Raw genomic sequence first — 21542 nt, 5'->3', positions numbered from 1 at the left:
CTTAGTTAGGTAATTTCAAGCTTTGTGTTTGCGCTTTGTGCTCAAACAGTTGTATTGCCTATGGCGTAAATGTCGCTACACCTAGCTCGTCTTCACGTTTTGTTTTTTCCATCATTTCTGCTGGAGTCATAACAACGCGTAGACCCATGTCTTTTTCTGTGCGAACTAGCTCACCACGTAGTGAGTTGGTGTAAACCTCAGTGATCTTCACATCTACGAATTGACCGATTAGGTCTGCAGAACCTTCGAAGTTCACAACACGGCTGTTTTCTGTACGGCCGCGAAGTTCCATTAGGTTCTTTCTTGATGGGCCTTCAACAAGGATACGTTGCTCTGTGCCTAACATTAGACGAGAGAAACGCATAGCTTGTGTGTTTACCGTTTGCTGCAGTTCGTACAGACGATCTTTCTTCTCTTGTGCTGGTACATCACATGGGTAATCTGCCGCTGGCGTACCTGGACGTGGAGAGAAAACAAAGCTGAAGCTCATATCGAAATCAACGTCTTTAATTAGCTTCATTGTATCTTGGAAGTCTTGCTTAGACTCACCAGGGAAACCAACAATAAAGTCAGAGCTGATTTGAATGTCAGGGCGAGCTTTACGCAGTTTACGGATAATAGATTTGTACTCGATAGCCGTATGTGGGCGCTTCATCATCGTAAGAATACGGTCACTACCACTTTGTACTGGTAGGTGAAGGAAGCTCACTAGCTCTGGTGTGTCTTTGTAAACTTCAATGATGTCGTCACCAAACTCAAGCGGGTGGCTTGTTGTGAAACGAATACGGTCGATACCGTCGATAGAAGCAACAAGACGAAGCAGTTCTGCGAATGAACAGATATCGCCTTCGTGTGTTGGACCGCGGTATGCGTTTACGTTTTGACCTAGCAGGTTAACTTCACGTACGCCTTGCTCTGCAAGTTGAGCAACTTCGAAAAGTACATCATCCATTGGACGGCTAACTTCTTCGCCACGTGTGTATGGTACAACGCAGTAAGTACAGTATTTAGAACAACCTTCCATGATAGAAACGAACGCCGTCGCGCCTTCAGCTTTTGGCTCTGGCAGGTTATCGAACTTTTCGATCTCTGGGAAAGAGATATCCATTACTGGCTTTTCGTTAGACAGTGATGATTTAATCATCTCTGGCAAACGGTGTAATGTTTGTGGGCCAAAGATAACGTCTACGTAAGGTGCACGTTGACGAATGTGATCACCTTCTTGAGTCGCTACACAGCCACCCACACCGATCACCACACCTTCTTTTTTATCTTTAAGCGTTTTCCAACGACCAAGCTGGTGGAATACTTTTTCTTGCGCTTTTTCGCGGATAGAACAAGTATTCAATAGTAGTACGTCTGCTTCCTCAGGTACTTCAGTTAGCTCATAGCCATTTGCAGCGTTAAGCAGGTCGGCCATTTTTGATGAATCATATTCATTCATCTGACAGCCCCAAGTTTTAATTAGCAGTTTCTTACTCATTATATGTTCGCTCGATCGTTAGTTTAATTTAAGGGAGCAAATCGCCCATTATTCATCCGCTAGCCCCGTTTGTCATAATTCGGTATTCAATTTTATGACAGGCTCTAGCGGCAAGCGGCGTATTGTACTGGTTTCAAAACCGACTGACTAGTAGTCTGAACAAATCTCTTATGTAGTGGTTTTTATTATCGTTAACGCCATATGCCATAAGGGATAACCCTTTTTTCGAATAAGGTTTTTGGTTACAAGTTAGTTATGAAAAAGTACAATCAAAAACAGTCAAAGAATCAAACTGATAAGTACGAAATATGAACAGTTACGATATTGTAGTAGTCGGTGGCGGCATGGTTGGCGCAGCAACAGCAATCGGTTTTGCAAAGCAAGGTCTGAGTGTTGCGGTGATCGAAGGTTTTGCCCCACAAGCTTTTGATGAATCGCAAGCGATGGACATTCGTGTGTCAGCGATTTCTCAAGCATCGGTCGATTTGCTTGAAAATCTTGGTGCATGGCAAAGTATTGCAGCAATGCGAGTGTGTTCTTATAAACGTTTAGAGACGTGGGAGCACCCAGAGTGTCGTACTCGATTTGATGCTGCCTCACTAGACCTTCCTCGTTTGGGCTATATCGTTGAGAACAGACTCATTCAATTAGGTTTATGGTCTCAATTTGATGCCTACGACAATCTCGAACTGTTATGCCCAGAAAAGCTCGATGTGATTGAGTTTGGTGAAATCAATATCGTAAAGCTTCAATCAGGGGCTGAGTTGTCTGCGAAGTGGGTGGTTGGTGCTGATGGTGCGAATTCAGCCGTTCGCCAACAAGCTGGCATTGGCATCACGGCTTGGGATTATCGACAACACTGTATGCTTATCAATGTAGAAACAGAACAACCTCAGCAAGATATTACTTGGCAGCAATTTCTACCAAGTGGCCCTCGTTCATTTTTGCCTTTGTGTTCTCTAACCTCTGACGGTCAAGAAGTCGGGCTGGGCTCGTTAGTTTGGTATGATTCTCCACTGCGTATTAAGCAACTGTCAGCAATGGCCCCTGAAAAACTACGTAACGAAGTACTTACTCACTTTCCTAAAGAGTTAGGTGATATCAAAGTCTTGAATTCGGGTTCTTTTCCTCTGACACGACGTCATGCTCAATCATACTCGAAGAATAACTGTATTTTGGTCGGAGACTCTGCGCATACCATCAACCCTTTGGCTGGGCAGGGTGTTAACTTAGGCTTCAAAGATGTATCAGTACTGCTGGATGTCACCAAAGAAAAGGGTGAATTGAACCAGTCTGTAGCAAGACGCTACGAGGTGATGAGAAGAGGTGACAACTTAGTGATGCAAAGCGGTATGGATTTCTTCTATAAGACATTCAGCAACGACATTGGTCCACTTAAGTTTGTGCGTAATGCTGCACTCAAGCTAGCAGAGAACTCAGGGCCGATTAAAGCTCAAGTGTTGAAGTATGCCCTGGGCCTTTAATTGAGTATTACAGACACTTTATAAAGAGAAGGAGAGCGAATGCTCTCCTTTTTTGTATCAGATGACTACTATCGCTGTTGCGTCACACAAACCGGTGCATCGATCTCTAAAGAGTACCCTGTATAAACCAAAGACCCATCTTCATTATCTCGCTTGAATGAGGTGATGTTGTTGGAGTGCTGGTTGGCGGCGATAAGCCATTTCCCATCGTTCGTTATATGGAAGTCTCTTGGGAATTTGCCTTCAGTGTCGTAGCTATCAATGAAAGTCAGCCTTTGAGTCTCAGAGTCGATTTTGAAGCTACTGATTCTTGATTGGTGTCGACATGACACATAAAGGAATTGCTCATCAGGCGATAGCTTAATCGCAGCTGCGGCTTCTCCCTTCTCCATATTAGGCAATGCATCAATCTCTTCCACTACATTCCAAATGCCTAAAACCTTTTCCAAAGTCAGCAACGTTTCAGAGAGTTCACAGACCACATAGGCTCTGTCTTCAGCTTTGTTAAAGATTAAATGGCGAGGTCCATTGCCGGCGGGCACCTTAATAGACTGCATTGGCTCATCAAGGAACTCTTCTTGCTCTTCATCAAAGCAATAGAAGTTGATGCGATCGGTGCCGAGATCGACAGTCACAAACTGTGGTGAGTTTTGTAAGAACAGGCATTGATGGGCGTGTGGGCTAGTTTGTCTCTCTTTGTTTGGCCCGGAACCAACCATCTGGATTGTTTTGAGTCGTTTATCGATGCTGCCGTTGATACTTAAGCTAAAAATATCGAATGTGCCTGATGAGTATTGCGACGTGATAGCAAACTTATTGTGTGGATCTATCGCGACGTGACAAGGGTGATCTCCCGAGATGAGGCTTGTATTGTGTGTTAGCTGTGAATCAACATTAGGTATATGAATGAGCTGGGGCTGTTTTTGCTGGTCCACTTCCGATGCAGTATAGATCCCAGTCTTTGTTACAGTAATAAAAGAGGGGTTAGTACATTTGATGATCAGCTCTAGAGGTAATAGTTTTCCTGTTTCTAGATCTAACTGAGTTTGATAAACACCTCGGCTTTTACTTGGTGTATCTGTGTAGCAACCGATCGTTAAGGGGAGGGGTTTCATAGGCTAGTCATACTCAATTAGAAAATGGAGCTGACATTGTCTTATAAAATCGTATTAAAAGTGAGGTTATAGAAGAGAATACTTGGTGACTTGGCTAGCAGATTTGCATATTCCAGATAAAACAAAACCCAGCTAAAAAGCTGGGTTCTATTTAATGATGGTGCGGTCGGAGAGACTTGAACTCTCACACCTCTCGGCGCCAGAACCTAAATCTGGTGCGTCTACCAATTCCGCCACGACCGCAGCAAATCTTTGTAGTCATACTGAATATTGGTGATTCAATATAACGTTGTAATGTGGCTGGGCTACCTGGATTCGAACCAGGGAATGCCGGCATCAAAAGCCGGTGCCTTACCGCTTGGCGATAGCCCAACAATGAATGGTCATCTAATGAAAGAAACACATTCTAAATAATGGTGCGGTCGGAGAGACTTGAACTCTCACACCTCTCGGCGCCAGAACCTAAATCTGGTGCGTCTACCAATTCCGCCACGACCGCAGCAAATCTTTATAGTCATACTGAATATTGGTGATTCAATACAACGTTGTCTTTTCTTTCTCGAAGAAAGAATGGTGGCTACTGCGGGATTTGAACCTGCGACCCCATCATTATGAGTGATGTGCTCTAACCAACTGAGCTAAGTAGCCATCTGAGAGCGAGACAATATAATATAATCTTGCTTTCAATGCCATTATCTTTTTAAAGATAATTACACTTTAAATTGTGGCTGGGCTACCTGGATTCGAACCAGGGAATGCCGGCATCAAAAGCCGGTGCCTTACCGCTTGGCGATAGCCCAACAATGATATCAATTAAGATATCTCAATATGGTGCGGTCGGAGAGACTTGAACTCTCACACCTCTCGGCGCCAGAACCTAAATCTGGTGCGTCTACCAATTCCGCCACGACCGCGTTATTTCCTAAAAACTCTTTGTTACTAAAGACAAACTTTAATATCAAATAGAGTGCTTAGGAAATGGTGGCTACTGCGGGATTTGAACCTGCGACCCCATCATTATGAGTGATGTGCTCTAACCAACTGAGCTAAGTAGCCATTTCCATATTGTTGCTCATTTCGAAACGTTGCCGCTTCGCTGTGAACGGGGCGCATTATGCGGAGTTGAGTGAAACCCGTCAACTTTTTTTTTGAATAAATCGCGAATAAACATCTGTTCGGTTTCTTTTTAGGCAAAGAGGCGTATTTGTCGACAAAAAACAGGTCTAAAAGGCGATATATATAGGAAGTTAAGTTTCTGGTGAGGGACAATTTAGAAAGGGGAAAAACAAAAAGGCCAGTGAATTCACTGGCCTTTTTTCTAGATGTTTAATCAGAATTATACATTGAAGCGGAAGTGAACAACGTCACCATCTTTAACGATGTATTCTTTACCTTCAAGGCGCCATTTACCTGCGTCTTTCGCACCGCTCTCACCGTTAAATTCGATGAAGTGATCGAATCCAACAACTTCAGCACGGATGAAACCTTTCTCGAAGTCTGTGTGGATCTTACCCGCTGCTTGTGGCGCAGTTGCACCTACAGGGATTGTCCAAGCTCGAACTTCTTTAACACCAGCTGTGAAGTAAGTCTGAAGAGTCAGTAGTTCGTAACCAGAGCGGATCACTCGGTTAAGACCTGGTTCTTCGATACCCATATCCGCAAGGAACTCTTCGCGATCTTCGTCATCAAGCTCAGAAAGCTCTGATTCGATTGCTGCACAAACAGCAACAACAACGTTGTTTTCGTTTTCTGCGTATTCACGAACAGCGTCTAGGTATGGGTTATTTTCAAAACCATCTTCTGCAACGTTTGCGATGTACATTGTTGGCTTAAGCGTTAGGAAGTTTAGGTAGCCGATTGCTGCCGCTTCTTCTTTGCCAAGTTCAACAGTACGTGCCATACCACCTTCAGTTAGAACTGGAAGTAGCTTTTCTAGTACAGTGATTTCGAATTTAGCGTCTTTGTCGCCGCCTTTCGCTTTCTTCGCGTTACGTTGAATTGCACGCTCACAGCTGTCTAAGTCAGCCAGTGCAAGTTCTAGGTTGATCACTTCGATATCTTCAATTGGAGATACTTTGCCAGCAACGTGAACAATGTTTTCATTTTCAAAGCAGCGTACAACGTGACCGATAGCGTCAGTTTCACGGATGTTAGCTAGGAATTTGTTACCAAGACCTTCACCTTTAGATGCGCCAGCAACTAGGCCCGCGATATCTACGAATTCCATTGTCGTTGGAAGGATCTTCTGTGGATTAACAATTTTTGCTAATGCATCTAAGCGTAGATCTGGAACCGGAACGATACCTGTGTTTGGTTCGATCGTACAAAATGGAAAGTTTGCTGCTTCGATGCCTGCTTTAGTCAGTGCGTTAAACAGAGTTGACTTACCAACGTTTGGTAGACCAACGATGCCACATTTAAAACCCATGATATAAACCTTATTCTGCTTTGAACGTATGTAAGCGATTTTGTGCTTTTGGTAGGCCATCTTTTAATAAGATGTCTAGGCTGCGAACCGATTCGTCAACGACGGCCTCGATACACTCTTGCTCTTTTTGAGGAGCTTTGCCTAATACATAACCTGCAACTTTATCTTTGTGTCCTGGATGGCCGATGCCTAATCTAAGACGATAGAATTCTTTATTGTTACCCTGCTTGCTGATGATGTCTTTCAGACCATTATGTCCGCCATGACCACCACCTTTTTTAAACTTTCCAATACCAGGAGGCAGATCTAACTCATCGTGAGCGACCATGATCTCTTCTGGTTTAATTTGGTAGAACTTTGCTAAGGCTGCAACTGCTTTGCCTGACAAGTTCATAAAAGTCGTTGGGATCAGCAAACGAAGATCTTCACCGTGAACCATGATACGACCCGTTAGACCAAAGAACTTTGGTTCGTTCTTTAGTGTCACGTTATGTACACGCGCTAATTCTTCAACTACCCAAGCGCCCGCGTTGTGGCGAGTTTTGGCGTATTCTGGACCTGGATTAGCCAGTCCAACGAGAAGTTTTATTTGTTGGCTCAAGGTATGGATCTCTCTTGGGATTTCAAAAAGCGCCGTATGATATCACAGTTTATGAAAAAGGTGCGAGCTAGCTGATAGCTGCGCGATTATTCCTGTTTGTGATAACTAGCAGTGCAATATTACTCAGACATAAAAAAAGCACTTCATTGACTGAAGTGCTTAATATCTTTCTCTCGCGTGTTTCTAAAACCAAGCTTTTGTAAAAAAAGCTATTGGGCTTTGATTAGTTGAACATCGCTGAGATTGATTCTTCGTTGCTGATACGACGAATCGCTTCAGCAAGCATGCGAGAAAGGCTAAGTGTTGTCACTTTACCCGTCGCAGCCATCTCTGGAGATAGAGAGATAGAATCCGTTACGATAACTTGGTCTAGAACAGAGTTCTTGATGTTGTTCGCAGCAGTACCAGAGAAAACAGCGTGAGTTGCGTAAGCGAATACACGCTTAGCACCGCGCTCTTTAAGCGCTTCAGCTGCTTTACATAGTGTGCCACCCGTATCGATCATGTCATCAACGATAACACAGTCACGACCTTCAACATCACCGATTAGGTTCATTACTTCAGAAACGTTAGCACGTGGACGACGCTTATCAACGATAGCGATGTCAACATCACCTAGCGCTTTAGCCGTTGCACGAGCACGTACAACACCACCAAGGTCTGGAGAAACCACTACTGGGTTTTCTAGGCCACGGTTAGCCATGTCTTCTAGAAGAACTGGAGTGCCGAAGATGTTATCAACAGGTACATCGAAGAAGCCTTGGATTTGCTCTGCGTGTAGGTCGATAGTAAGAACGCGGTCAACGCCAACGTTAGAAAGGAAGTCTGCAACAACTTTTGCAGTAATTGGCACACGAGCAGAACGTACACGACGATCTTGACGGGCATAACCGAAGTAAGGGATTACAGCAGTAATACGGCCAGCAGAAGCACGGCGCATTGCGTCAATCATTACCACCAATTCCATAAGGTTGTCATTGGTTGGTGCACAAGTTGATTGAATCAGGAATACATCGCTACCACGAACGTTTTCATTGATTTGAACAGCGACTTCGCCATCAGAAAAACGGTCTACAGTAGCATCGCCAAGAGAGATGTATAGACGATCAGCAATACGTTGGGCTAGTTCAGGTGTTGCGTTACCAGCAAATAGCTTCATATCAGGCACGGTGGAAACCTCGGGTTGCGTCCAGTTTTAAATAGATTGTGGGTGGGCTGATTGGTATTCAGCCAGAGTTTCTTTTAAAGGAGAAATGTTTCTTCCTTTCGCTACGAAAGCGGAAACTGTGTCAGGCAGTTGTTCTCGCACCAATTCGGCTTCTTTTTTGCTGTTAAATTCAGCAAAAACGCACGAACCTGTACCAGTCAATCTCGACGGCGCGTATTGTAGCAGCCATGAAAGTTGCTTATCAACCTCTGGGTACAGCATTCGCACAATTTTTTCGCAATCGTTTACGTATTCTTGCTCTAGAAGCGTTGCTAGCGCTCGCTTTGGCGTATTTCGAGTTAATTCTGAATGTTTGAATATGTCTGCAGTTGCTATGCTCACTTGAGGTTTGGCGACTAGATACCATTTTTCATCCGGATTAGCTGGTGACAATTGTTCTCCAACCCCTTCAGCAAAGGCGGCGTGGCCTCGAACGAAGACAGGAACGTCAGCACCAAGCTTCAAACCGATCTCGGCGAGTTGATCGTCTGACAGGTTGAGTTGCCATAAATAATTCAGAGCGACCAACACGGTTGCTGCATTTGAAGAGCCTCCGCCAATACCGCCACCCATAGGCAGTACTTTCTTGAGTTCAATATCGGCACCGAAACAGGTTGAGGTATATTGCTGTAGCGCAGTAGCGGCTTTCCAGATCAGGTTGTCTTCAAGTGCTACCCCAGGGATTTCTGGTGTGATTGTTATCGAGCTAGTTTCTGAGTTTGCGGTAACCGTCAGTTCATCACCAAAATCGACAAACTGAAATAAAGTTTGAAGTTCGTGATAGCCATTGTCACGTCGACCAGTGATATAGAGAAATAAATTCAGTTTAGCCGGAGAAGGCCAATGGGTTGGCGTTGTTATCATCTTTTCAGTGTCCACTTCGAAACTACAATGTTGATTTTGTTATTGTCTTGCTTGAATGACAATCGAGTAGGGAGTGGGATTATCTCTACCTTAGTGTTGTCTTCACCCGATAGTTGCTTATTCGGCATCTCTGTATTGCGATAGTTAGCAAAACTCAGTGTCCATAATTGGTTGCTGACTTGTTTGGTGAGAGATTCAAGCGTGTTGGTCGTGTTCAATTGGTAGCTATCGGCTTGGTCTGGAATGCCAAGGAACCATTGTGGCAGGTGATCAATAGGGATCTGTAAACCTGTCAGCTGCTCAACCAAGACTGAAGCGCTCGCATGAGTAAATACTTGATCGCCATAGGTCACGACTTTTGCACCCGATGGATCTATGGTTAGGTTCAGTGCAGTTTGACCGAGAAAAGTAGTGAGCCTTAATTGACTTTGATTTGGTGAATGTTTCCAAATGAAATTTAGGCTTTGACGTTGCTCTGGGGAAATGTAAGCGAGCTTGCCTGAGGCTTGATAGTTGTCTATCTGTAAAAGCCGATCTTGATGACTTTGCCATTCAACGCTGGTTGGTTGTTCTGGGATAGACGAGCAACCCACCATAGTTATGGCCATAAAAATAAGAGACGCGATTTTGAGAAGCTTGCTCATGTTTGCTCACAACTTGTTCAAATTTATCTAAAAAACGCTTCAACTATAGCATTGAATTCACGAACTCAGGAAAACAAATCCCGCTTGCTCTTTAAATAGAGCCATGCATCAAGTAAAATTCGCCCCTTGTTTCCATTCCCTGATCGAGAACTTCTGATACATGTCTTTGCTTGCCGTAGGTATCAATCACAATACAGCGTCGGTTGAATTGCGAGAAAAAGTCGCTTTTGGTCCAGATAAATTATCTGAGGCACTCAAGCAACTTAACGCAAATGCACACGTGAATGGAAGTGTCATACTTTCTACCTGTAATCGAACTGAAGTGTATTGCGACGTTAAAGGCGTGGCTAAAAACAAACTCATCGATTGGTTGTCGGTTTTCCATCAAGTTAGCCCAGAAGAGCTAAAGCCAAGCCTTTATATCCATGAAGAGCAGGCGGCGATTAAACACTTAATGCGCGTTGCTTGTGGTTTGGACTCTTTAGTCTTGGGTGAACCGCAGATCTTAGGTCAGGTGAAGCAAGCGTATACGGACTCGCGAGAGAACAAATCCGTTGATGCTTCAATGGAAAAACTATTCCAGAAATCATTTTCTGTTGCGAAGCGTGTTCGAACTGAAACTGAAATCGGCGGAAGCGCGGTTTCTGTAGCTTACGCAGCCTGTACCTTAGCCAAGCATATTTTTGAATCCATCGCAGATTCAACCGTGTTACTGGTTGGTGCGGGTGAAACCATTGAGCTGGTGGCTAAGCACCTTTCGGCGAATGGCTGTACAAAAATGATTGTGGCGAACCGAACTCGAGAACGTGCTCTAGGGCTAGCAGAAGAATTTGGTGCTGAAGTGATCAGCTTGAATGAGATCCCTGATCATCTTCATCGAGCGGACATCGTAATTAGCTCAACCGCAAGTCCATTGCCTATTATCGGTAAGGGTATGGTTGAGACTGCTCTAAAAACAAGAAAGCATCAGCCGATGTTATTGGTTGATATTGCCGTTCCACGTGATGTGGAATCGCAGGTTGGTGATCTAAATGATGCCTACCTTTATTCGGTTGATGATTTGCAGTCGATTGTTGATGGCAATATCGAACAACGTAAAGTTGAAGCGATTCAAGCTGAAGCGATCGTCAGTGAAGAAAGTGCCGCGTTCATGAGTTGGATGCGCTCTTTACAAGCGGTAGACAGTATTCGAGATTACCGTAAATCGGCTAACGAAATCCGCGAAGAATTATTAAGTAAAAGTTTACAATCGCTTGCCGCTGGCGGTGACCCTGAAAAAGTTTTACTCGAGCTCAGCAATAAGCTCACAAACAAATTGATCCATGCTCCAACGCGCGCACTTCAAAGTGCAGCTGAGCAAGGAGAACCTGCAAAATTAATGGTCATTAGACAGAGTTTGGGCTTAGAAAACCCTCAATAATATTAGACCTCCAACAAGATAAGACATTATGAAAGCCTCGATTCTAGTAAAGCTTGAAACACTTGTTGAACGCTATGAAGAAGTTCAACATCTACTTGGTGATCCAGATGTAATCGGGAATCAAGACAAATTCCGTGCACTTTCGAAAGAATACTCTCAACTTGAAGAAGTGACAGCTTGCTTCCAGTCATACCAGCAAGCGAAAGAAGATCTAGAAGCTGCTGAAGAGATGGCAAACGAAGACGACGCAGAAATGCGTGAAATGGCTCAAGATGAAATCAAAGATGCGAAAGCAGCAATTGAGCGTCTGACTGATGAGCTACAGATCCTTCTGATTCCAAAAGATCCAAACGATGAGCGTAACTGTTTCCTAGAAATCCGCGCAGGTGCGGGTGGTGATGAAGCAGGTATCTTCGCGGGCAACCTGTTCCGTATGTACTCTAAGTTTGCTGAGAAGAAAGGTTGGCGTGTTGAAATCATGAGCAGCAATGCTTCTGAGCAAGGCGGCTACAAAGAGATGATCGCTAAGGTTAGTGGCGACGCTGTTTACGGCACCATGAAGTTTGAGTCAGGCGGTCACCGTGTACAACGTGTACCTGAAACCGAATCTCAAGGCCGTGTTCACACGTCAGCATGTACGGTTGCGGTTATGCCTGAGATCCCAGAAGCGGATCTTCCAGAAATCAAAGCGGGCGACCTTAAAATTGATACTTTCCGTGCATCAGGCGCGGGTGGTCAGCACGTTAACACCACGGATTCAGCAATCCGTATTACTCACTTACCAACGGGTACAGTAGTAGAGTGTCAGGACGAGCGTTCTCAGCATAAAAACAAAGCGAAAGCGATGGCTGTTCTTGCTGCTCGTATTGTTCAAGCAGAAGAAGAGCGCCGCGCGGCAGCGGTTTCTGATACACGTCGTAATCTACTAGGTTCGGGTGACCGTAGTGACCGTATTCGTACGTACAACTACCCACAAGGCCGTGTTTCGGATCACCGTATCAACCTTACAATTTACCGTCTTAACGAAGTACTTGAAGGTGACATGCAAAGCTTGCTTGATCCTGTACTTCAAGAGCACCAAGCCGATCAGCTTGCTGCACTTGCAGAGAACAACTAACCAGTATGCAGTCAGCATATACGGTTGAAAGTGCTTTAAAAGCAGCAATCGTAAAGCTTCAAGAGGGTGATAACACATCACCCTCTATTGATGCCGCGGTACTGCTTTGTCACGCCTTAGATAAACCAAGATCTTACCTACTGACTTGGCCTGAGAAGCATCTCACCTCTGAGCAAGAGTCTGAATTCAATGCCCTTCTAAAACGTCGCTTAACCGGTGAGCCTGTGGCTTACATTATCGGTGAGCGTGAGTTTTGGTCACTGCCGTTAAAAGTTTCCCCTTCTACATTAATCCCACGCCCAGATACCGAGCGTTTGGTTGAAGTAGCGTTGGATAAAACCTTTGGCAAGCAAGGCGCGATTCTCGATTTAGGGACAGGTACAGGTGCTATCGCGTTAGCATTGGCGTCTGAGATGCCGAATCGACAGGTGACGGGTATTGATCTTCGCCCTGAAGCGCAGCAGCTTGCGACAGAGAATGCACAGCGTCTCAACATCACCAATGCGACTTTTTTGCATGGTAGTTGGTTTGAGCCTTTGAGCTCTGAAGGCGTTGTGAAATTCTCTCTGATTGTTTCTAACCCGCCATACATTGAGAAGAATGATCCTCATTTGTCTCAAGGCGATGTGCGTTTTGAGCCGATCACAGCACTGGTTGCTGAAGAGAAAGGGCTTGCAGATATTCGATACATTTCTGAAAACGCACGTGGCTTTTTGGAAAATGAAGGTTGGTTAGCATTTGAACACGGCTATGACCAAGGTTTGGCAGTTCGTGAGATTATGCAGGCGCTCGGTTATCTCGATGTTGTCACAGAGAAAGATTACGGTGGTAATGACCGAGTGACATTGGGTCGTTACTGTTCATAGTTAGTGATTGTTAATCGTCTTGTGAGCAATGGATGATGAACTTGCTAAATTGATACCTTTAACTCGACAATACACTTAACTCGATAATGCACTTAACGCGGAAATACAGAGAATTAACGCAGAAATACAGAGCATTAACGGGTATTGTGAGGCTCGTGTTAACGAAAGCACATATAAAAATATAAAGGAATACCATGTACGAAGGTCTAAAACATTTTCACCTATTAACGATTGCTATAAGTGCGCTACTTCTCTCGATTCGTTTCGCTCTTATGATGGCTAACTCACCTAAGCTTAAGCATCCTTTCTTGCAGCGTTTCCCTCATATCAATGACTCGTTGCTATTGCTATCGGGTATTGGTTTGATTTTCATCACTGGCTTTATTCCATTTACACCAGCAGCACCATGGTTAACCGAAAAACTAACTTGTGTTATGGCTTACATCGCATTAGGTTTCTTTGCGCTTAAGTTAGGTAAAAACAAGCTACTGAGAGTATTCTCTTTCTTTGGTGCGCTTGGCTGGTTAGCGATGGCAGGCAAAATCGCAATGACCAAGACACCAACATTTTTCGGTTAATTATCTCCTTATTTCGGTTAACTATCTATGTACGAATTTTTTGATGAAGACTTTGACCAGCTAGAATTAGCTGAAGGTGCATTGATCTTAAATAAAGCGATTAACCCAGAAACTCAAGACAGTTGGGCAGAGCAAGAGCTGGCGAGATTGTTAAAAGACGCCGAGTTTGCTTTGGTTAATGAAACCGATGAACAGCAGAAGTTTGAATTTTTTATTCGACTATTCTTTTATGAGTGGGGCTTTGCTGGCGATAAAGATGCGTATTTCTCTTCGGAAAACGCGTTCATCGATAAAGTGCTTGAGAGAAAGAAAGGCATTCCAGTGAGTCTGGGGGCGATCTTTCTTTTTCTAGGTCGCAAGCTAGGCTTTCCTGTAGAGGGCGTCTCTTTTCCGACTCAATTCTTACTTAAAGTAAGTTGGTACGGGCAAGCTGCGGCCTACATTAACCCTTATAACGGTGAGTACGTTGGCGAACAAACGCTGCGAGCATGGCTAATTGGCCATGATGGCCCACTCGCTAAGGTGAAACCTGAGCACCTAGAAGTCGCCGACCACCCAACGATTATTGGTAAGTGGTTAGCCCTGCTCAAGAGTGCACTGCTGCGAGAAGAGCGTTATACACTTGCATTGAAGTGTACCGATCTTGCGTTAACGTTTGTGCCGGATGATCCGTATGAAATCCGTGACCGCGGTTTTATCTATCAGCAGCTAGACTGTCACCAAGTAGCCGCAACCGATTATCAATACTTTATCGACCAATGCCCAGATGACCCGGCATCTGAGTTACTGAAATCTCAAGTGAACGTCATGAACGAAAAGACAGTGGTCGTTCACTAATTAATAATTATTTAGAGAGAATATGATGGAACAAAAAACAGTTCACATTGGCGATATGCCAATTGCTAACGACAAGCCATTTACGCTATTTGCAGGCATGAACGTTCTTGAATCTCGTGATCTTGCTATGCAGATCTGTGAGCACTATGTAAAAGTAACCGAGAAGCTGGGCATCCCTTACGTATTTAAGGCGTCTTTTGATAAAGCGAACCGCAGCTCAGTTCATTCATACCGTGGTCCAGGAATGGAAGAAGGTCTCAAAATCTTCCAAGAGCTGAAAGATACTTTCGGCGTGAAGATCATTACTGATATCCACACAGAAGCTCAAGCTCAGCCTGTTGCGGATGTGGTTGATGTAATCCAACTACCTGCATTCCTAGCTCGTCAAACTGATCTTGTTGAAGCAATGGCTAAGACTGGCGCAGTAATCAACGTGAAGAAGCCTCAGTTCATGAGCCCGAATCAAGTTGGCAACATCGTTGATAAGTTCGCTGAGTGCGGTAATGACAACATCATCCTTTGTGAGCGTGGCGCTTGCATGGGTTACGATAACCTTGTTGTGGATATGCTTGGCTTTGGCGTAATGAAGAAGTCTTCAAACGGTAGCCCAATCATCTTCGACGTGACGCACTCTCTACAAATGCGTGACCCATCAGGTGCTGCATCTGGCGGTCGTCGTGAGCAAACGGTTGAACTTGCTAAAGCGGGTCTTGCTACGGGTATTGCGGGTCTGTTCATTGAAGCTCACCCAAACCCAGACCAAGCTCGTTGTGATGGCCCATCTGCGCTACCTCTAGACAAACTAGAGCCGTTCTTGAAGCAGATGAAAGCACTTGATGACCTTATCAAAGGCTTTGAGCATATTGATATTAAATAATTGAGATGGATGTGAAGTAACGGAAACGTTATTTCACAAAGTTGATCTAAGAAAGCCCAGTTCTCTGAATTGGGCTTTTTTTAATCTCGTAAAAGCAGCCGAACATAAACCGTTCATTTAAAGAGTTGTTAACGTGGCGGGTTATTACCTAAGAAACTCTTATATGAGTGTGAGGTCAGTCCTGTTTGCAGTAAATTGCTGATATTCATCACACTTTGTAAGTAAACGATTGCTTGTGATGCAGGGGAAGTTTGAGTGTAATCTCATAATTTTGTTACACTTAACTGTTGACCTATGCGTGACCAATTCGACATAAATATGAAATCGTCGTGTTACATCTAGAATGTTAATTTAAGATTAGTCATGTTGAAGTCTTATTGTTCGAACTCCAGGAAAGGGGTCGCAATAGATTATAAAAAGCAGTGGATTCCCTAAAAAGTTCAAAGGTATGACAATGAAGCAACGCCTTATTCTAAAGACAGCACTAAGTGCTGCAATTCTAGCTACTCTAGCTGGGTGTGCGTCTCAATCAGCTCATGATTGGAACCAAGACGAAACTTACAAGCTAACGATTCTTCACACAAACGATAACCATGGTCGTTTCTGGCAGAATAAATATGGCGAATACGGCATGTCTGCACGTAAAACGCTAGTTGACCAACTTCGTTCAGAAGTTGAAGCAGAAGGCGGTAGCGTGTTGCTTCTATCTGGCGGTGACATCAACACGGGTGTTCCAGAGTCAGACCTTCAGGACGCAGAACCTGATTTTAAAGGTATGAACAAAATTGGTTACGATGCCATGGCATTGGGTAACCACGAGTTTGATAACTCTTTAGACGTATTACAAAAGCAGATCGACTGGGCTAACTTCCCAATGCTATCTGCAAACATCTACGATAAAGCGACAGGTGAACGTAAGTTCCAAGCTTACGAGATGTTCGAAAAGCAAGGCATCAAGATTGCGGTTATTGGTTTAACAACTGAAGATACCCAAAAGATTGGTAACCCTGAATTTATCGCAGGCATCGACTTCCGTGATCCTAAAGAAGAAGCGAAGAAGCTAATCGCTGAACTTAAAGAAACAGAAAAACCGGATCTAATCTTTGCTGTGACTCATATGGGTCACTACGAAAATGGCCAACGTGGTGTTAATGCTCCGGGTGATGTCGCACTTGCTCGTTACCTAAACGAAGGCGATCTAGACATGATCGTTGGTGGTCACTCTCAAGAGCCTGTATGTATGGAAGGCCCTAACGTTGCGAAGAAAAACTTCAAGCCGGGTGATGAGTGTAAGCCTGACGTACAGAACGGTACTTACATCGTTCAAGCTCACGAGTGGGGCAAGTACGTAGGTCGTGCTGATTACGAATTCCGTAATGGCGAGCTAGAGATGGTGAGCTACGACCTGATTCCAGTTAACCTTAAGAAGAAAGTTAAGATCGACGGTAAGAAGCAACGTGTTCTTATTCAAGATGAAATCGCACAAGACCCAGAGCTACTTGAATTCCTACGTCCTTTCCAAGAGCAAGGTCAGGCACAGCTAGAAGTTCAAATCGCTGAGACAAATGGCAAGCTTGAAGGCGATCGTAACGTCGTTCGTTTCCAACAGACCAACCTAGGTCGTTTGATTGCGACTTCTCACATGGAGCGTGCAAAAGCAGACTTCGCTGTGATGAACTCTGGTGGCGTTCGTGACTCAATTGAAGCCGGTAATGTTACTTACAAAGATGTACTGAAGGTACAGCCTTTTGCAAACATCCTGACTTACACAGACATGACGGGTAAAGAAGTTCTGGATTACCTAAATGTAGTAGCGACTAAACCAATCGATTCTGGTGCTTACGCTCAGTTTGCTGGTATCTCTATGACAGTAGCGAACGGTGAAGTATCGAATGTATTCATCGGTGGCAAACAGCTTCGTCTAGACGAAACTTACCGTTTCACAGTACCAAGTTTTAACGCTGCTGGTGGTGACGGTTACCCTAAACTGTCTGATCACCCAGGTTACGTAAATACTGGTTTTGTTGATGCTGAAGTACTGAAAGAGTACCTAGAAGCAAACAGCCCGGTTGACGTGAACAAGTACGCGCCTTCAGGCCAAATGGTTTACAAGTAATTGAATCCAAGCAATTGTATCAATAGGTGCTAAATTAGATTGACTCTAGCACCATGATAAATTTAACTAAAGCGACGCCTCGGCGTCGCTTTTTGTTTATCTATCGTTTGGATTTGTTATGACCCCAGCAATCAATCTCGCCAAGAAAAAGAAAATCGCTCATAGCGTGCATCAGTACCATCATGATGCCAATAATACGAACTATGGTTTAGAAGCCGTTGAAGCGCTTGGTCAAGATCCCAAACGTGTATTCAAAACGCTGTTGTTCTGCTTGAATGGTGTGGCGAAAGATTTGGCAGTCGCCGTTATTCCTGTCGACCAGAAGCTAAACCTAAAGCTGGCAGCAAAAGCGGCGAAAGGCAAAAAAGCAGAGATGGCTGATCCAGATATTGCTCAGAAAACCACGGGTTATGTCGTGGGGGGAATTAGTCCGCTTGGTCAGAAGAAAGCACTACCTACCTTCGTTCATTCCAGTGCGACAGGTTTTGAAACGATATGTGTGAGTGCAGGTAAGCGTGGGCTAGAGATTGAATTAGACCCAAAAGACTTAACACTGCTGACTCGCGGCCAGTTTGCTGATCTATGTTTATAGATTGTTGTCATGATGATAAAACTATCGAATGACAAACAAAAACGCCCGCTAGACTAATCTAGCGGGCGTTTTTATATCGAGAGTCTCGTCTTACTGATTCAGACTACTTCTTCAGACCTAAAGTACCACCAACACGCTTTGGTGCAGGTTTGTTCGGTCTGTTTGAATCTTGGCTGCGGTTTGCCGGCTTCCCGCTTCTACGATCGGTATTATCGCGATCTGTGCGATTGCGATCCGAACGATTTCTATCTGAATTAGAACGCTCTGAACGAGAGTTCGATTTCCAGTTCTCGGTATTACCACCGCTTTCACCATTCGATGAATTGCGGCCACGCTTTGAATTAGGTGCATGACGGAATTCATCCGCATTGTTACCGCGGTAGGTGCGTGTACGGTTCTCGTTTTGATTACGGCGCGCTGTTGAAGCTTGGTTCTCTTCACGGCTATCAAAAAGTTTCGCGTCAGTCGCTTTGCGAATGCGTTGACCTTTCGCGTTCATTTTTGACGCATCTTCCGTACTTACTGAGCCTTCACACATCGCTAAAATTTCAGTGATCTCTTCGTCGCTCAGGTAGCGCCATTTGCCGTTAGGAATACCGTCTAGTGAGATATTCATAATACGAACACGACGCAGTTTAAATACTTCATAACCGAGCGCTTCACACATACGGCGAATTTGGCGGTTAAGGCCTTGTGTTAGCGTAATTCGGAATGAGAACTTAGTCTCTTTCTCTACTTTACATGGCAAAGTGACTGTATCGAGAATGTGAACGCCAGCGCCCATTTGCTTCAAGAATTCCGTCGTAATCGGCTTATCTACACGCACCACGTATTCTTTCTCGTGGTTGTTACCTGCACGTAGGATCTTGTTTACGATGTCGCCGTCATTGGTTAGGAAGATAAGGCCATCAGAAGGCTTATCTAGACGACCAATCGGGAAAATGCGCTTGTGGTGGCCAATAAAGTCGACGATGTTGCCAGGAATATCACGCTCAGTCGTACAGGTGATACCTGTTGGTTTATTGAGAGCAATGTAAATCGGCTTCTCTTTTGAGCGAACAGGCTTATTGTCGATCTCAACATCATCACCTGGCAAGACTTTAGTACCCATTTCAGGGATCTTACCGTTAATAGTAACTCGGCCTGCATCAATCAGTTTATCGGCTTCGCGGCGTGAGCAAAAACCAGTTTCACTGATGTATTTATTAAGGCGTTTAGCTTGGGATTCTTGTGACATGATATTCTCTTAGCGTTTCACAACGGAAATGTAGATAAACAAAAAGCAACCTTTGGATAGTTGCTTTGAGTTGAAATTCGTTAACTGAGGTAATTTTAGCACTTGGTGTGAGTCTAGGCACGAAATATCGATCTTGATGCAAAATCGTTACTAGTCCATTTATCTATCTCAACCTATTAACTGGTGCGTTTTTGATGGCGCTCTCTGTTCTCTAGCTTTTTCTCATTACTCTTTCTGAGCATTACGTAGACTGCGCCCGTACCACCATGAAATTGCTGAGCAGAATGAACACATTGAACGTCGTTGATTTGTGTTAGCCAATTTGCCACGTAGCTTTTCATCATTGCAGGTGGATTCGAACGCTCACCCTTACCATGAACAATGATGACGGTACGAACATCCATTCTTAAACACTGACGCAAAAATGAAAGCACTTCGTTACGTGCGTCTTTCAGTGTTTTCCTATGAAGGTCGAGCTTGGCTTGAATAGGGTATTTTCCTAGGCGCAGCTTTTTGTATACGCCTTCTTGTACACCGTCTTTTTTATAAGCAACAACATCGTCTGGCTTGATCATTGGCGAATAGTCTAATGATAAGTAGTCTTTCTCGTCGTCAGACAGCCACATAGCGGCTTCACGCTTAGCAAGGTGAGATTCGGTGACTCGGTGTACTTTCTGGTGTTCAGCGGTGTCATGGTCGATACGTTTAACATCGCCCATCATTTCTTGGAATAGATCTAAGTCATCATCATGAGACATAGTGTGTATCTCAAGTTGGAGAAGGATAGGGTAAGTATACCTAAGTTGAGGTTAGGTTTAAAAATGAAAAAACCGGAGAAGACAATAAGTCTGCTCCGGTGCAAAGCGTTTTGACATTTACTTATAAAGTAAAAGAATACTTAAAAGTAAATGATTTAGGCAGAGCGATTCTAGTGAGGAGATTTTTCAGTCATAACTTTGTATATGAAGAAGCCTCCATAAAACATCATGAGACCCAGAGCCCCGAAGATTACTATCATTGAAGATAGTCCCACCGCATTACCAAATAGGAGATCTAGCCAAAAGTCCATGTGTATACCTCAAAGTTATATGACATGGCTTAGTGTATTAACAAGCATTATCAATTCACTGATCTGGATCAATCCTGTTTCATAAGTTAAATACTTGTTGGTAACTGTGTGTTTTTCGTCACATCATGCTCGTTGTTGTATGTCTTTTGTTCGAACGATTCAAAATCGCAATAAATATGAGAAAAAGCCCTTGCGGATAAATTCAGAACCCGTATTATACGCTCCATCGACAGGCAATGAGCCAGTTAGATATCTCGGTGAATAGCGCAGCTTGGTAGCGCATCTGGTTTGGGACCAGAGGGTCGGGGGTTCGAATCCCTCTTCACCGACCACATTAAAGAAAGCCGTAGCAGAGATGCTACGGCTTTTTTGTATTTGGGATTTCTACATTCTAACTGCATTGACTGTTTATGGTTGAGGGCAGAGAGTTAGGTCTATTGGACAAACTCATTTGTCGCAACGTTGTTCTTAACCCAGATCAAAGCTTGTAAGCGATTCTTCACCTTGATTTTTTTAAACGTGTTGTGAAGGTGTGCTTTGACCGTATTCTCACTGACATAGAGGGTATCTGCTATCTGAGTGTTAGATGCTCCATCACCGAGTAACTTAATGATCTGCTGCTCGCGTTTGGTCAGCTTGAGGTAATGAGGGCTGGTTTTGGCGCATTGTCTGTCTCTATAAAAACGGATGTATTTATAGATCAGCTTTCTGCTCATCCACATCTCGCCTTGCAAAATGCAGTTAAAGCCGGCCACGAGCTTTTCAAGGGTGTCCGACGTATAAAAAATGCCGACAAGATACTGCCATTTAAGCATTTCAGAGTGCGGGAAATCGCCTGGTGTATTGAGTAGCACTTCATGGACATCACTTGCTACGTCATCTCTGAGCTCCTGGTATTTCTCAATGTATTGCTTACTCATTGTCGGGAAATCAATAATAATCAGAACTAAGTCATCGTTTTTTAGGGATTTAGCACTGAGCCTTTCCCAGGGCGGGAGCATACTTTG

General features: G+C 44.1%; 20 protein-coding genes and 8 tRNA genes. 10 read left to right on the top strand and 18 right to left on the bottom strand.

Annotated features, from left to right (window positions below; genetic code table 11):
- Nucleotides 1-58: 58 nt before the first annotated feature.
- On the bottom strand, nucleotides 59-1483 hold the full coding sequence (gene miaB / locus AB4209_RS00140) for a tRNA (N6-isopentenyl adenosine(37)-C2)-methylthiotransferase MiaB (RefSeq protein WP_065584439.1): 1425 nt from the start codon (nucleotides 1481-1483) through the stop codon (nucleotides 59-61).
- 308 nt (nucleotides 1484-1791) lie between these two features.
- Between miaB and AB4209_RS00135 the strand changes: the two genes are divergently transcribed.
- Nucleotides 1792-2967: a 2-octaprenyl-3-methyl-6-methoxy-1,4-benzoquinol hydroxylase gene (locus AB4209_RS00135; protein ID WP_017062325.1), complete on the top strand. Its 1176-nt coding sequence runs from the start codon at nucleotides 1792-1794 to the stop codon at nucleotides 2965-2967.
- A gap of 68 nt (nucleotides 2968-3035) precedes the next feature.
- Here AB4209_RS00135 and AB4209_RS00130 read toward each other — a convergent pair whose 3' ends face one another.
- From AB4209_RS00130 to lolB, 13 genes are all read right to left on the bottom strand, one after another.
- A complete protein-coding gene (locus AB4209_RS00130) occupies nucleotides 3036-4082 on the bottom strand; it encodes a lactonase family protein (RefSeq protein WP_017062324.1) in 1047 nt (348 codons plus the stop codon).
- 158 nt (nucleotides 4083-4240) lie between these two features.
- Nucleotides 4241-4325, bottom strand: a tRNA-Leu gene (locus AB4209_RS00125).
- A 54-nt stretch (nucleotides 4326-4379) separates the two neighbouring features.
- Nucleotides 4380-4454 (bottom strand) — tRNA-Gln (locus AB4209_RS00120).
- A gap of 42 nt (nucleotides 4455-4496) precedes the next feature.
- Nucleotides 4497-4581 (bottom strand) — tRNA-Leu (locus tag AB4209_RS00115).
- A 72-nt stretch (nucleotides 4582-4653) separates the two neighbouring features.
- Nucleotides 4654-4730 (bottom strand) — tRNA-Met (locus AB4209_RS00110).
- A gap of 77 nt (nucleotides 4731-4807) precedes the next feature.
- A tRNA-Gln gene (locus tag AB4209_RS00105) sits at nucleotides 4808-4882 on the bottom strand.
- A gap of 29 nt (nucleotides 4883-4911) precedes the next feature.
- Nucleotides 4912-4996: transfer RNA gene (locus tag AB4209_RS00100), tRNA-Leu, on the bottom strand.
- A gap of 65 nt (nucleotides 4997-5061) precedes the next feature.
- Nucleotides 5062-5138 (bottom strand) — tRNA-Met (locus AB4209_RS00095).
- Between the two features lie 280 nt (nucleotides 5139-5418).
- On the bottom strand, nucleotides 5419-6510 hold the full coding sequence (gene ychF / locus AB4209_RS00090; protein ID WP_010439159.1) for a redox-regulated ATPase YchF: 1092 nt from the start codon (nucleotides 6508-6510) through the stop codon (nucleotides 5419-5421).
- Nucleotides 6511-6520: 10 nt separating this feature from the next.
- A complete protein-coding gene (pth, locus tag AB4209_RS00085) occupies nucleotides 6521-7111 on the bottom strand; it encodes an aminoacyl-tRNA hydrolase (protein WP_004739815.1) in 591 nt (196 codons plus the stop codon).
- A gap of 223 nt (nucleotides 7112-7334) precedes the next feature.
- A complete protein-coding gene (locus AB4209_RS00080) occupies nucleotides 7335-8279 on the bottom strand; it encodes a ribose-phosphate pyrophosphokinase (protein WP_004739814.1) in 945 nt (314 codons plus the stop codon).
- Between the two features lie 27 nt (nucleotides 8280-8306).
- Entirely contained in the window at nucleotides 8307-9182 is an 876-nt protein-coding gene (gene ispE / locus AB4209_RS00075) for a 4-(cytidine 5'-diphospho)-2-C-methyl-D-erythritol kinase (protein ID WP_170962373.1), read from the bottom strand.
- Complete coding sequence (lolB, locus tag AB4209_RS00070) at nucleotides 9179-9826, bottom strand: lipoprotein insertase outer membrane protein LolB (protein ID WP_017067135.1); 648 nt, start codon at nucleotides 9824-9826, stop codon at nucleotides 9179-9181. The genes ispE and lolB overlap by 4 nt, the downstream gene beginning before the upstream one ends.
- Before the next feature lie 160 nt (nucleotides 9827-9986).
- On the opposite strand from lolB, the gene hemA reads away from it, so the two are divergent.
- The 8 genes from hemA (at nucleotide 9987) to ybaK (ending at nucleotide 18229) form a co-directional block, all read left to right on the top strand.
- Nucleotides 9987-11246 (top strand): glutamyl-tRNA reductase, encoded by a 1260-nt coding sequence (gene hemA / locus AB4209_RS00065; RefSeq protein WP_017062312.1) that lies wholly within the window; start codon nucleotides 9987-9989, stop codon nucleotides 11244-11246.
- 28 nt (nucleotides 11247-11274) lie between these two features.
- Nucleotides 11275-12363: a peptide chain release factor 1 gene (gene prfA / locus AB4209_RS00060; RefSeq protein ID WP_017062313.1), complete on the top strand. Its 1089-nt coding sequence runs from the start codon at nucleotides 11275-11277 to the stop codon at nucleotides 12361-12363.
- Nucleotides 12364-12368: 5 nt separating this feature from the next.
- On the top strand, nucleotides 12369-13229 hold the full coding sequence (prmC, locus tag AB4209_RS00055; RefSeq protein ID WP_017062314.1) for a peptide chain release factor N(5)-glutamine methyltransferase: 861 nt from the start codon (nucleotides 12369-12371) through the stop codon (nucleotides 13227-13229).
- 194 nt (nucleotides 13230-13423) lie between these two features.
- Complete coding sequence (locus AB4209_RS00050) at nucleotides 13424-13807, top strand: SirB2 family protein (RefSeq protein ID WP_009848726.1); 384 nt, start codon at nucleotides 13424-13426, stop codon at nucleotides 13805-13807.
- A gap of 27 nt (nucleotides 13808-13834) precedes the next feature.
- Nucleotides 13835-14644, top strand: a complete 810-nt coding sequence (locus AB4209_RS00045) for a SirB1 family protein (protein WP_017062315.1) — start codon at nucleotides 13835-13837, stop codon at nucleotides 14642-14644.
- Between the two features lie 22 nt (nucleotides 14645-14666).
- Nucleotides 14667-15521 carry a 3-deoxy-8-phosphooctulonate synthase gene (gene kdsA, locus AB4209_RS00040; RefSeq protein WP_017069619.1) on the top strand — a complete coding sequence of 285 codons (855 nt, stop codon included), beginning with the start codon at nucleotides 14667-14669 and terminating at the stop codon, nucleotides 15519-15521.
- Between the two features lie 454 nt (nucleotides 15522-15975).
- Nucleotides 15976-17637, top strand: a complete 1662-nt coding sequence (ushA, locus tag AB4209_RS00035) for a bifunctional UDP-sugar hydrolase/5'-nucleotidase UshA (RefSeq protein WP_017064163.1) — start codon at nucleotides 15976-15978, stop codon at nucleotides 17635-17637.
- Between the two features lie 118 nt (nucleotides 17638-17755).
- Complete coding sequence (gene ybaK, locus AB4209_RS00030) at nucleotides 17756-18229, top strand: Cys-tRNA(Pro) deacylase (protein ID WP_050651812.1); 474 nt, start codon at nucleotides 17756-17758, stop codon at nucleotides 18227-18229.
- Nucleotides 18230-18332: 103 nt separating this feature from the next.
- Here the strand turns inward: ybaK and rluF are convergent, their stop codons facing one another.
- From rluF to AB4209_RS00015, 3 genes are all read right to left on the bottom strand, one after another.
- Nucleotides 18333-19466, bottom strand: coding sequence for a 23S rRNA pseudouridine(2604) synthase RluF (rluF, locus tag AB4209_RS00025; protein WP_017064161.1), 1134 nt, complete (start codon nucleotides 19464-19466; stop codon nucleotides 18333-18335).
- A gap of 176 nt (nucleotides 19467-19642) precedes the next feature.
- Complete coding sequence (smrA, locus tag AB4209_RS00020) at nucleotides 19643-20224, bottom strand: DNA endonuclease SmrA (RefSeq protein ID WP_017062320.1); 582 nt, start codon at nucleotides 20222-20224, stop codon at nucleotides 19643-19645.
- A gap of 170 nt (nucleotides 20225-20394) precedes the next feature.
- Nucleotides 20395-20535: a DUF3149 domain-containing protein gene (locus AB4209_RS00015; protein WP_017062321.1), complete on the bottom strand. Its 141-nt coding sequence runs from the start codon at nucleotides 20533-20535 to the stop codon at nucleotides 20395-20397.
- A 255-nt stretch (nucleotides 20536-20790) separates the two neighbouring features.
- Between AB4209_RS00015 and AB4209_RS00010 the strand changes: the two genes are divergently transcribed.
- Nucleotides 20791-20867: transfer RNA gene (locus AB4209_RS00010), tRNA-Pro, on the top strand.
- Between the two features lie 102 nt (nucleotides 20868-20969).
- On the opposite strand, the gene AB4209_RS00005 is transcribed toward AB4209_RS00010, so the two are convergent.
- Nucleotides 20970-21542: LuxR C-terminal-related transcriptional regulator (locus tag AB4209_RS00005; protein ID WP_372054374.1), on the bottom strand; the 573-nt coding region annotated here is incomplete at its 5' end.

Origin of the sequence: Vibrio sp. 10N.286.48.C11 (genome assembly GCF_041469805.1) — a bacterium.
In the GTDB taxonomy this organism is placed as follows: Bacteria; Pseudomonadota; Gammaproteobacteria; order Enterobacterales; family Vibrionaceae; genus Vibrio; species Vibrio crassostreae_C.
The sequence above is the reverse complement of the archived record's forward strand: the minus strand, read 5'-3'. Positions and strand labels throughout refer to the sequence as shown.